Below are 12598 nucleotides of genomic sequence, written 5' to 3' on the forward strand. Positions count from 1 at the left end.
TCCGGAACGACACCTTTCAAAGCAGAAGGGGGGGTAAGCTGCCATGCCGCTATTCGATTCGGTTGCAGGCGCGCAAAATGCGGCCGCAAAGCTGCTAGCATCAGCAGGGTATTTCTGGTTAGCTTCCGCCCATCAGGCGGCGCGTCATCGTATCGAAGGAGTCCTCGGCATTCTCTGCATCATCAAAGCGGGTCGCGCGGAGCATTCGCTCAAGGTGCAACAGCGAGATGGTGAAGTCGTACCGGTCGGAAGCCAGTGCAATTTCCTCGCACGGCTCGGCAAACCAGACATCGCTGCCATGCGTCATCTGTCCCCGACTTTTCTCTAGAAGGTCAGACTGTGCCGCGAGCGATTGCGCGGGCACTGCGATGGGCGGCCGTCCTGCCGTCTTGATATAGACCCCTGTTCGCAGGGCTGCGGGGCTCGACCTAGCCCACAGGATGAAGCCATCGCGCGACACCACCATCACCGACCGGCGCTCAGTGTATTGCAGCCAGCGCAGCGTGACTGCGACCAGCGAGACGCCGTAACGCTCGGCACAGCCGCCGAGGTCATCCAGTGCCGGTTTGGCCTTGGCATCGATCTGGCGGCGGAAGTCGTCCAGCGGCATCAGCAGGCTTGCAGCGAACTCGTTGGCCTGTGCCTCAATCTGCCGGTATTCGCTTTCCCAGCGCATCATATCCTGCTGGCCGCATTCTAGGCCATCGGGAAAGCGCAGGCGGTGTAGCAGGTAGTGCCCGAACCGTGCTTCGCACATGGTGAGAATGTGCTGCGTGGCACGGCCCTAATGATATGCAAACACAACGCGAAGATCTGCTGCCCGCGCGAGGCATCGACTAGCAGGTCTCAATGAGTGAAGCCATGGCTGTCCATCGCTTGCCACCGCCAGTGAACAGGTAGTTTTACGACCGAGCGCGACGGGACGGATATGCGGCCAGCAAGCAGTGAGCGTAATCTTGCCGGCGGCGGTCAACTGCTCAGAACCTGCATATGCGCCTGCTATAGTCGTGGCACCAGTTGCTGCGCACAGGCCGCTCAGCCATCGGCGAAACCTATACCCGACAGCCCCCCCCCTGCATGATGATTGCGCTGGGCAGCTCCGCCTCGGTGACCAACAATGAACCGCGCCGGGGTTGCCCGAGGCCAATTGGTTTACAATACGCATAACGGGCTGGATGACTTGCGAGGGCGGGGCATGAAAGTGATCTGCTACCCGCCTTCTTAATAGCTGACTCTCGCACTGAAAATCATACGCCAGTCACCCTCATTGGTGCGCGGCGCAGATGTCATAGCGCGCGCAGCATAGACGCTACCCGCAAAAGCCCTGCCAAGCTGGTATTGCGCGCCCGCCCCCAGCGAGAAGGGGGTCATGTCTTTTTGGGTCCGCCACTGGCGGGCATATCCAGCATCGACAAAAAGATAGGGCTGCACAACCTGCTGTCCCGGCATCGACCACGAAGGCGCATAAAGCGCATTGCGCAAGACGACAGCGGCATCATAACCACCGTCATCAAGCGAATAGCCACGCACATAGCCCGATGCGCCGATGCCGAACTGCTCGCTGTCGGGCAACGGCCCGGTGGCCATATGTCCGATCAATTCGGTACTCAATCGGGCGCGCCCAAGCCTGATCGACCGGGCGTAACTGCCTTCCACATAGCCATAACGGCTATCCGTCACCCGACCATTGGTATGAATTGTCAGGGCCTTTGCACCATTGCGGCGACCGATCCCGCCTGGACTAACATGCACAGTCAGGCTGAGATAGGACGTGCCAAGCCGATCGGTCATGGCATTTTCAACATTTGCATAGAGTTGGATGACATCTATTTGAGCCGTGCTCAGCGCAATATCGCCAAAGGCCACCTGTCGCTTGCTGCGACGCGCCTCAACGCCAAATTCAAGGTCGCCCCATGCGCCGCTGGCCTGCCGCCAACCCAGCACAGCCTCACTGGTCTGTTGCGTGATATCAAACGGCCCATTGGCCTGTCTGGTCTCGATGTGCGCCAGCGTCAGGTCGATGGACTGCCGTGGCGCAATGCCGAAATTGACGATGCCGGCATGGCTGCGATAAGCGCCTGCATCACCGTCAAGCAGATCATCCGACCCAGTAAACTGATAGGCAATCCGCAAGTCAGGTGCCATGCGCACAGGTGCTGCTTCAAAACCGGCAAACAGCCGGTTCCTGCCTGTGGCCGACGATCCGCTGTTAGAAATACCCGCATACACACGCCAAGGCTTAGTATCGGCCACGGAGAGCGTAAGGTTAGTGCGGCCAAGCCCATCGCCCGGAGAGAACAGCGTCTCCACATTCCGAAATGGATTGCGGTTGAGCCAGTTGAGATCCTGCGAGAGTATCCGGACATCAATCGGCGCATTTGTACGCTGACGAATATGGTCCTTGATATAGCTGGCCGATGGCCTCGGATTGCCGACCACCTCGATCTCGCCAGCGGTAAATTCAATCACCCTGATCTGCAATATGCCTTGGGTTACCTCTTGTTCAGGGATCGACACCGACAGGAATGGAAAACCACGCGCGCGATAATAACGGGTGATGGCGATCTGCAACTCCCCAATCAGGCGGCGCGACAGCGGACGACCGAGATAAGGGGCCAGTATCGCGCGGGCAGCCGGATTGTCGAGACGCGCAACCCGATGCGTGTCGATACCCGACGCAGCGTCCACCAGCACATCACTGGACGTCGCCAGCAGGACGACCGCCTTCAGCGCCGCCCCAATCGGGCGATCGTCCTGATCGGAGGACAGCGGGCTGTCAGGCCCCATCGGCTGGCCATGAAGTGTCGGCGCAGGCGGCAGATTGCGTTCAAGCACCTGTGCAGCAACGCCGCTGCTGCCCAGCGCCAGCACCACGCCGGAGCAGAGCAACATTGAACGCAACACCGACCCCTGCCACGCGGCAGGCGGGCGATCATGCGTCATATCATTCATAGCCGATCCATTATGAGCGTCCGCAAACATGATCATCGAACGTCGCTCCAGCTCATTTTTGTTGGCGCCTTCATGGAAGGCATCCCCGAATTACGTGCGGCGGGCCCATATTGCGGACTCTGCCAGGGCTTCAGGCGCAAAGAACTGCCCGGCGCTGTCAGCGTGTCGGGCAAAATGGTCAGCAAGTCGAGCAAGCTGCCTTGGGTGGCGCGATGCGCACCCGTAGCGGCGTTGATCGTGACCGCCGTATACATTGTGCCGGTCAGATGATCATCATGGGCCAGACATGCATCGCCGATTGGACAGATCATATCCCGGTTCGCATCTTCATAAGAGCGACCCAAGCCATCGGCGGTGACCGTGATCGGCCGCACCGTGACCGTGAGCGTGCCATTGACGAAGCTAAGCTGATAATTGGCCGATGCGGCCAAAGTGCCTTGGGTAATATCATATGTGCCGATGGCGGCGCTAAGGTCGGCCAATGACGACAGTTCGCCGCTCAGCCTGTCCCCGTTCACAAGGTTCCCAGCAATGATATTGTAAGTCAGCTGCGGGTTCGCATCCCCGTACGCACGACTGAGATTATCCGCACTCACCGTGATCGGTCGGGCCGTGACCGTGAGCGCGCCATTGACCAAGCCAATCTGATAATTGGCCGATGCCAGAGTGCCTTGAGTAATATCATATGTGCCGATGGCGGCACTAAGGCCAGCCAATGACGACAATTCGCCGTCCAGACTGTCCCCGTTCACAAGATTCCCAGCAATGATATTGTACGTCAGCTGCGGGTTAGCATCCCCGTACATACGACTGAGATTATCCGCACTCACCGTGATCGGTCGGGCCGTGACCGTGAGCGTCGACGGTATATACACAATCCGGGCCGCGCCACCTTGGGTGCGCGTGGCGCTAGCGCCAATGCCGGAAATGTCATAGCTGCCGACATTGCTGGTTGCATCTGCGCTGGTGGCGATGGCCGGATCACTAGTCAGTGTGTTCCAATAGCCTGTGCCCAATATGCTGTAGGATAGACCGCCAAAATCAGGGTTGCTGTCACCATAAGTACGTGAATAATCACCGGCGAACTTGATCCCGACGACCCCAGATACGCCATAAATCTCAGGGTGATAGCCTGCGCTGGCCGGTGCCCATATTGTGTCAAAGTCGAAGCCCGAATAGGCGGAGGACTTGAACGCGTAATTGGCCGCAGCCGACTGGGAAGGATCACTGGTCACAGCGGCAACACCAGCTACCGAACCGTTACCCACGCCATTTACCTGCCCGGTCGTATAGCTATCCCAAAAAGCGTTGCTGATCGTGCCCGGATTGTAGCCAACAAGCCCGCCAACATTAGAGCTTCCGCTGACCACGCCAGTCGCATAGGCATTGTTGACCATGCCGCCAGCGTAATTCCAACCAACAAGCCCTCCTACTTTATCGACCCCGCTGACCACGCCGGTCGCATAGGCATTGCTGATCGTGCCATTATAGTCATTATAACCAACGAGCCCACCGATACTGCTCCATCCACTGACCGCAGTTGTAGCATAGGAAGTGCTAATCGTGCCGGGGTTCACACCGACTAGACCGCCAACAGAATCAGCGCCGCTGACCACGCCGGTCGCATAAGTGTTGCTGATCGCGCCTGTGTTGAAGCCAGCCAACCCGCCGACAAAATATGACCCGCTGACATTGCTATCCTGCAAGCCTACATCGTCAATGATGCCGCCATTCCAACCGAAAAGACCGACATAATTCTGTGACGACCGCGCAATGGTCAGGTCGTTGATGACATGGCCGCCACCCGACAGCGTTCCCGTAAAAGGATTGCCCATACGACCCAGCGGTGAAAAACCGGATGCATTCCACATACCCGAATGGTTCGTGGCAAAATTACCAGTTTCCGAAGCGTCAATATCATTTGCAAGCGTGTAGCTCGCGCCCAGGTCCATCTCCATGAGCTGAAGTTGGTGGGCATTGGTAATTGTGGTCGACCATTCAGAACGCAAGAACGGCCGCGTGCCATCCGCCATGAACCACGTATTGGTAAAGTCGAAGCCCGAATAAGCGGCAGGATTGAACGCGTAGTTGCCGTCTTCGGATTTCGTCGGATCGCTGGTTATGGCTGTAAGGCCCGATGACAAATTATACCCGGAGCCATTCAACCGCCCAGTCGAATAGCTGTCCCAATATGCGTTGGTGATGTTGCCATAATAAAGGCCGACCAACCCGCCAACAGTATTTACGCCCGTAACGGCCCCAGTTGCATAAGCATTGGTGACAGAACCACCTGCATCATTTGTACCGATCAGCCCGCCAACACTACCAGATCCGCTGACAGCACCAGTGGCATATACGTTGGTCATGGTGCCGTTATTGTAGCCAGCCAATCCGCCGACAGCTCCACTCGCGCTGACCGACCCGGTCGCATAGGCATTGGTCAGCATCGTGCCACTGAAGTTACCGAAGAGACCGCCGACAGTTTCATTACCCGAGACCGCACCGGTCGCATAGACATTGCTAATTTCGCTGAGGCCCAATCCAACGAGACCGCCAATGATTCTCGTTCCACTCACCGAGCCGGTGGCATAGGCATGATTGATCGTGCCCTCGCTCATACCAGCCAGCCCACCGACATAATTGGTGCCATTGACCGCGCCGGTCGCATAGACATTACTGATCGTGCGATAGTTCACGCCGACAAGCCCGCCGACAAACTCCAACCCGCTGACAGCACCGCGGGTATAGGCTTTACTGATCGTGCCATAATTAACGCCGACAAGCCCGCCGACCCAATTACCAGTGGCGACGACCGTGCCAGTGGCATGGGCATTGTTGATCGTGCCGCCTGACAGGCCAACAAGGCCACCGACATACTCCACCCCGCTGACCGCGCCGGTCGCATAGGCATTGCTGATCGTGCCAGTGTTCACGCCAACAAGCGCGCCAGTATAACGGTTACCGCGGATACTGCCGCCTAGCATACCGATGTCACGAATAGCGCCACTATTCCAACCAAATAGACCGACATAATTCTGTGTTGGCCGGTTAATGATGAGATCGTTCACCCCATGCCCGAGACCCGCCAGTGTCCCCTCAAATCGATTGACATTATCGCCGATCGGCGCAAATCCAGCACCACCATTCCACCCAGCCGTAGCGGCTGCGTCAATCCCATTGCCCAGCGCATAATAGCCGGTCAGATTGCTTGCCATAGCCTGAAGCTGGTCGACATTATGGATTAATATATAGGCATTGCCATCAATGTTCAGGCTGGCATTATCCCCTGACAGCGTGATGGCGCCACTGTTCAGCTGATAGTCGCGTCCTGCGCCAAAGGCCATCACCAGTCCAGCGCTTGCTCCGGTTGCCGTGATATCGCGATTAATCACAATGTCCCGTTCAGCCGTCAGCGTCAGCGTCGTATTCGCGCTCCAGTTGACGCTATCGCTGACAATGATATCGCCATTGCCCTCCGTCGCACCATTGGCGCTCTGGATTTCGACATTGGACGTTGCCAATTGCGCTGACAATGTCGCGCCGGTCACGTCACCACCCGTGGCAGCAATCGTAAAGTCCTTGGGGTCGATCAACCAACTGCCCGCGCGCGCGCCCGCACCGAGCGTAGAAATGTGCACATCGTCCGCAATCGTCACGTGCGCGGCGGATGTCTCGATAAAGCCGCCATCGCCCTGAAGCGCGCTCGCATCGAGAACTGTGCCCGCAATAAGGCTGGTTTGGGCCGTGTCAGCTGACCCGATCAGGATCATCCCGCCCGCCCCTGTCGATGTCCGGGCGGTCAGGGTGCTGTCGGCCACTGCAATTGCGCCGCCCGTGCCTGCCGTAAGGTAAATGCGGCCATCATTCGTACCAATGCCGGTCGCCTTGATCACACCGCGGGTGTCACCCGCCAACGCGTATATACTGCCCCCATTGGCGCGCAGTTCAACCGTTGCAGCCTCAACCCCGCCAGCGTTGAGCGCGTTTGTCCCGGCACCGCCAATCAGCACCTTGAAGCGGCCATCGCTGTCGCCCCGATCGACCAGCAAAATCGTGCTGCCGGCGAGCAGGGCAGCCGTCCCGTAGGGTGCTGCAATCGCACCTTGGTTCACCGTATGAAATGCCGCCAGCACGATGTCACCGCCAAGCGCCCCGATCCGGCCAAGATTGACCACAGATGCAGTCGAGGAGCCAGCCAGCGTCAAATCGCCGCCCCCCATAAAGGCATCATTGGACAGTGAGAGTGTCGAGGCGACAAAGCTGCCGCCCACATCAACAACGCCATCCTTGCCAATAATCACCCCATTGGGATTAAGCAGATAGACCGAGCCTGAAGCGGACAGCAGACCATCGATGGAGGACACGCCTGAGCCCGTCACGCGATTAAGAGTCGCCCCAGATCCGTTGTCAAAATGAACACTGCCATTTTCACCGATAGAAAAGGCGCTCCAATCAATGACGGCCTTGGATGTGCTCTGCGTAATATTGAGGCCGCCTGAAGCAGATGAACTGATTACAGCCGATCCGGCGACGATATTGCCATTCTGGGGCAGCACGATAGCAGCATCGAACGACTGGGCGGCGGCCTGACCGGATAAAACCAGCGCAGGCGCGATCAGCGCAGTCGTAAACAACATACGAGTCATGCGCAGACGCGAGAAAGCTCGCCTCCCCCAAGTGGATGCCGCGTCACGCATATCGATGCCCCTTATGCCCATCGTAAATTAAGGCTGAGCCAAGGCGCAGCATTTATAATTTGTTAAATATTAATATTTTCCATGATTTCGAGTCCAGATAAGGCCAATCTGATCCGAACCACGCGGTGGATCTGTGCAGGTGCGGTATATGCCACCATGCGAAGGTCGTCTTCGCCGACACCAGACCCGCGCATCAAGGCCAGCACCCGGCGCCGTCATCTCGACGGCTGCTCAGACACACCAATGCACCGAAACAAACGGAAATCGAGCGCTTTGGTATAATACGGACTGACAATTTAAATAGTACAAGTGCACAGTCTGACGTAGGACCGTGGAGTGGAATGTTTCCGTATTCGGATTCAGGCAGCGCCTTCTTTGCGCATGCGGCGAGGGGGCTTGCCAAATACTTTTGCATGCCAGCGTGTGAAGGCGCCGATCGAATTGTAACCGAGCACATCGGCAATATCAGTTATGCGCATACGCGGGTTGGCAAGGTGCTGAATAGCAAGCTGCATGCGCGCCTCATTCAGCAGGCAGCTGAAGCTCATCCCTTCTGCATCAAGCATGCGCTGCAGTGTTCGAACCGTTACGCCAATCGATGCGGCGCACGTCTGGATTGTCGCGCGGCCTGTAGGCAGGAGCAACTTGATGAGTTGATCCACATCTTGCGCAGTCGTGTGCACGCCGGTGTTCATCACCGATTCCAAAAGATGTCGCGCATGTTTGGCAAGTTGATCGTCTGCTGTCGGGTTCGGAATATCTAGGTCGTGTGCAGACAGGACTATACCATTAAACTCACAATCGAACTCTGGCTTGCAATGGAACAGGCGTGTGAAGATGGGTAGTTCTGCGGGCGGCGGCGCCTGATGCGAAAAACAAACCGCTTGCGGCTTCCATCTTGGACCCTGCACAGCGGCGCACAGCTTCGCCAGAACACCTAGCGCAAGATTGGACGATTGTCGCGACGACTCGGGACGGCGAAGGGAAAAATCCTCTCGCAGGATTACTTCGTCACCGAATTCCTCAAAATTGAGGACAAGAGTCGAATTGATGCGCGCCCGGAATTCTGAAAGCGCCGTCAATGCCTTACGCAGGGTTGGCTGATGCGCAATCAGAAGACTTGAAACGCCCAGGTTGGCCAGCGTGCGCCCTTCGGCCATTCTCAGCCCGAATGTAATGCAATTGGTGACTTGTGCGCTGCGTTCCAGCAGGCGGATAGCCGATCTGGCAGAGATAAGATGTTCGGGGCTTGCAAGCTGATCGGCAGTCAACTCCTGCTCCTTGAGGAGCGGACGAGGGTCGATCCCGAAACTGGCCATTGTCTCAAGATAGCCCGTCAGCGCAGCCACGCGAACCAGTTCCGCCATCCTCTCGCCTTCCTCTGCCGATGCTCTGATGGCGTCGATTGGGAAAAGTCTGTCACGAAATGTGAAGAAATGCAATGCGCCGTCCGATGGTGCTGTGAAGGTTGCGGCGTCGATAAAGCCATCAGGACGCAATAAAGAACGGGAGGACAAGGCTTCCACCAACGGACCCCATCGGCATCCGGCATAAGGCTGGCATCGAATGGGAAAACTTTGTCACGAAATGTGAAAAACAAAATCCTCCGTCCGCCTACCCGGTAAGGCAATGAGAGGAGATAAAGGCAATGGCCAAGGTAGTGCGGTTCCATGAGTGCGGCGGCCCTGAAGTACTTCGGGTCGAGGAGGCTTCGGTCGGTGAACCCGGTCCCGGCGAAGTCAAGGTGCGCCATGTCGCGATCGGCTGTAATTTCGCCGACACTTATTTCCGATCCGGCTATTATCCGGTGCAACCGCCCTGCGGTATTGGTGTCGAGGGTGCGGGAACGATCGAGGCCGTGGGCGCAGGCGTGACGTCTTTCGCGGTGGGAGACCGGGTGAGCTATAATGGCGGGCCGCTTGGTGCTTATAGCACCGAACGGGTCATGCCTGCTGCGCCGCTATTCAAGCTTCCCGACACGGTTTCGCTGGAAACAGCTGCTGCCTCGACCATGCGCGGACTTTCGGCGACTTACTGGCTGATGAAGGCAGATCCCCGCCTTAAGGCCGGGGACACGATCTTGCTGCATGCTGCGGCAGGTGGCGTTGGCCTGCTCGCGGTGCAGGTCGCCAAAATCCTAGGCCTGCGGGTTATCGGTACGGTGTCGAACGAAGAAAAGGCCGCAAAGGCACGCGCCATGGGTTGCGATGAGATCATTTTCTACCGCCGCGAAGATGTGGCCGCACGGGTAAGGGAGTTGACCGGCGGCGAAGGCGTCCAGACGGTATTCGACAGTGTCGGCAAGGACACGTTCGAGGGCTCGTTGAAATCTTTGAAGCGGCGCGGCGTTCTGGTGGGTTGCGGCACAGCTTCCGGTCCTTTTCCGTCAATAGAGGCGATGCAATTGATGTTGCAGGGCTCGGTCTATTTCATCCGTCCCGCTTTCGCCGATTTCTATGCTGATCCGATCGAGCGCGCCGAACTTTCAAGTTTCTGGTTCGAGCACCTCGCGGCAGGCCGCATCAAGGTTGAGATCGGCCAGCGTTACGCGCTCGAAGACTGCGTTCAGGCCCATAGCGACCTTGAAGGCGGCCAGACGATCGGTTCATCAATCTTCGTGATCTGAGGAGGTTTCGACCATGCGGATCGAAAAGCTTACCACCCATATTGGCGCCGAGCTTTCCGGCATAAATCTGGCCGATGCAGCCCGCGACGACGATCTGTTCTCGCAAATTCATGCTGCATTACTCGAACACAAGGTGCTGTTCCTGCGCGATCAGGACATGTCACGCGCCGAACATGTCGCCTTTGCCGAACGCTTCGGTTCGCTTGAGGATCATCCGGTTGCCGGTAGCGATCCCGAAAATCCGGGGCTGGTGCGTATCTATAAAGATGAAAATTCGCCGCCGGATTATTACGAAAATTCATGGCATTGCGATGCGACATGGCGGGTGGCGCCGCCGATGGGCTGTGTGCTGCGGTGCATTGTCTGTCCGCCCGTAGGCGGCGACACGATGTGGGCCAATATGGCAAAGGCTTATGCCGACCTCCCCGATCATGTGAAGGAAACGATTGAGCCTCTCAATGCCCGTCATTCGATTGAGGCAACTTTTGGCGCCCGAATGAGCGAGGAACAGCGCCATGCACTCAAGGTACAATATCCCGATGCCGAGCACCCGGTGGTACGCACGCATCCGGAGACAGGTGAAAAAATTCTGTTCGTAAATGGCTTTACCACGCATTTCACGAACTTTCACACCGCAGATAATGTCCGTTACGGGCAGGATTATGCTCCCGGCGCCGCTAATCTTCTGCAATATCTAATCAGCCGCGCAGCAATACCCGAATATCAGGTTCGCTGGCGCTGGCAGCCCAATTCCATGGCGATATGGGATAACCGCTCGACCCAGCATTATGCCGTGATGGATTATGCACCAACCGTGCGCCGGATGGAGCGCGCCGGCATCATCGGCGACAGGCCCTACTGAAATGTCAGACACTCCCATAAGCGACGCCATGAAGGAGAATGGCAGCTGGAATTCAGCATGGGATGAGGCCAGCGCCCTTGATCCGGAATGGATGGAGGATTTTCTGAAGATGGGCACCTCCATCTGGCGGCACAATGTTCTCTACCCCATGACCATCGAGTTCATTGCCATCGCCGTCGATGCCGCTTGCACACACATGTATGCACCGGGAACGCGTCGCCACATCGCCGCCGCACTTGATTTGGGTGCAACCCCACAAGAAATTATATCTGTTTTGCAAGCAGTTGCTGCTCTGGGCATCCATTCCATTGCCATGGGCGCACCGATATTAGTCGAAGAAATGAAACTACGCGGGATGGCAATCACCGCAACCTCAAAGGAGATTTGAAATGCAATTCCTTGACGATTCTCTGCTGCCCAAGAACCAGGACAAGCTGGTTATCACTGTGGCTCCCTATGGCCCCGAATGGATGCCCGAGGATTTCCCCGAGGATATCCCGGTCAGCATGGAAGAGCAGGTGCAAAAGGCGGTCGACTGCTACAATGCAGGCGCCACTGTTCTCCACCTGCATTGCCGGGAACCCGATGGTCATGGCTCAAAGCGCCTGTCCATGTTCAATGAGATGATCGACCGGATTCACACGGCGGTGCCGGGGATGATTGTTCAGGTCGGTGGTTCGATTTCCTTCGCGCCCGAAAGTGATGAAGAAGGCGCAGAAGCCAAATGGATGACCGACGAAGTGCGCCATCTGCTGGCCGAACTGAAACCGACGCCCGAACAGGTGACGATCGCGGTCAACACGACCCAGATGAACGTCATGGACCTGATGACCGAGGAAGAATACGGCCCGACTTCGATATCGAACCCGGCCCTGTATCATGCCTATCGCGAGATGGTCGTGCCGGCCGGTCCTGCTTGGGTCGAGGAGCATCTGAAGCGCCTGCAGGCCAATGGTATCCAGCCGCATTTTCAGCTGACCTGCATGCCGGACATGGAAACGGTGGAACGCCTGGTCCGTCGTGGTCATTACAAGGGGCCGCTCAACCTTACCTGGGTGGGAATCGGCGGCGGCTTCGACGGACCCAATCCGGCGAACTTCATGGAATTCATCCGTCGCGCGCCTGATGGTTCGACAGTCACGCTGGAAAGCGTGATGGGCAATGTCTTGCCGATCAACACTATCGCTATCGCACTGGGCATGCATGTTCGCTGCGGCATTGAGGACACGATTTACGATCCCTATGGCAACAAGATGGGGTCGATTGCGCAGATCGAACAGCTCGTGCGGATTTCGCGCGAACTGGGACGCGACATCGCGAATGGCGAAGAAGCACGCTCGATCTACAAGATCGGCACGCAATATAATTCGACCGAGGAAACGCTCAACCGTCTGGGCATGGCACCCAACCGCGAGCGCGGACAGCTTGCGGTGCCTATCCGTCAAGTGGCCTGAGCGCGAT

Annotated in this window: 8 protein-coding genes; 4 read left to right on the forward strand and 4 right to left on the reverse strand. The window is 57.3% G+C overall.

What is annotated here, in order from left to right; all coding sequences use genetic code 11:
* Nucleotides 1-118 precede the first annotated feature (118 nt).
* The 4 genes from K6117_RS13635 to K6117_RS13650 form a co-directional block, all read right to left on the reverse strand.
* Entirely contained in the window at nt 119-757 is a 639-nt protein-coding gene (locus K6117_RS13635; RefSeq protein WP_221796346.1) for an ImmA/IrrE family metallo-endopeptidase, read from the reverse strand.
* A 464-nt stretch (nt 758-1221) separates the two neighbouring features.
* Nucleotides 1222-2952 (reverse strand): ShlB/FhaC/HecB family hemolysin secretion/activation protein, encoded by a 1731-nt coding sequence (locus K6117_RS13640; protein WP_221796349.1) that lies wholly within the window; start codon nt 2950-2952, stop codon nt 1222-1224.
* A 32-nt stretch (nt 2953-2984) separates the two neighbouring features.
* Nucleotides 2985-7598, reverse strand: coding sequence for a beta strand repeat-containing protein (locus K6117_RS13645; RefSeq protein ID WP_221796352.1), 4614 nt, complete (start codon nt 7596-7598; stop codon nt 2985-2987).
* A gap of 410 nt (nt 7599-8008) precedes the next feature.
* On the reverse strand, nt 8009-9175 hold the full coding sequence (locus K6117_RS13650) for an AraC family transcriptional regulator (RefSeq protein WP_221796355.1): 1167 nt from the start codon (nt 9173-9175) through the stop codon (nt 8009-8011).
* A 122-nt stretch (nt 9176-9297) separates the two neighbouring features.
* Between K6117_RS13650 and K6117_RS13655 the strand changes: the two genes are divergently transcribed.
* Genes K6117_RS13655 through K6117_RS13670 form a run of 4 tightly spaced genes read left to right on the forward strand, consistent with a single transcriptional unit; the run spans nt 9298 to nt 12591 of the window.
* Nucleotides 9298-10275, forward strand: a complete 978-nt coding sequence (locus K6117_RS13655) for a quinone oxidoreductase family protein (protein ID WP_221796358.1) — start codon at nt 9298-9300, stop codon at nt 10273-10275.
* A 13-nt stretch (nt 10276-10288) separates the two neighbouring features.
* Nucleotides 10289-11137 (forward strand): TauD/TfdA dioxygenase family protein, encoded by an 849-nt coding sequence (locus K6117_RS13660; RefSeq protein WP_221796362.1) that lies wholly within the window; start codon nt 10289-10291, stop codon nt 11135-11137.
* Nucleotides 11138-11165: 28 nt separating this feature from the next.
* Nucleotides 11166-11525, forward strand: a complete 360-nt coding sequence (locus tag K6117_RS13665) for a carboxymuconolactone decarboxylase family protein (RefSeq protein ID WP_221796366.1) — start codon at nt 11166-11168, stop codon at nt 11523-11525.
* Between the two features lies 1 nt (nt 11526).
* A complete protein-coding gene (locus K6117_RS13670; protein ID WP_221796369.1) occupies nt 11527-12591 on the forward strand; it encodes a beta-keto acid cleavage family enzyme in 1065 nt (354 codons plus the stop codon).
* Nucleotides 12592-12598 lie beyond the last annotated feature (7 nt).

This window comes from Alteraquisediminimonas sediminicola (genome assembly GCF_019740335.1).
GTDB classification, from domain to species: Bacteria; Pseudomonadota; Alphaproteobacteria; order Sphingomonadales; family Sphingomonadaceae; genus Alteraquisediminimonas; species Alteraquisediminimonas sediminicola.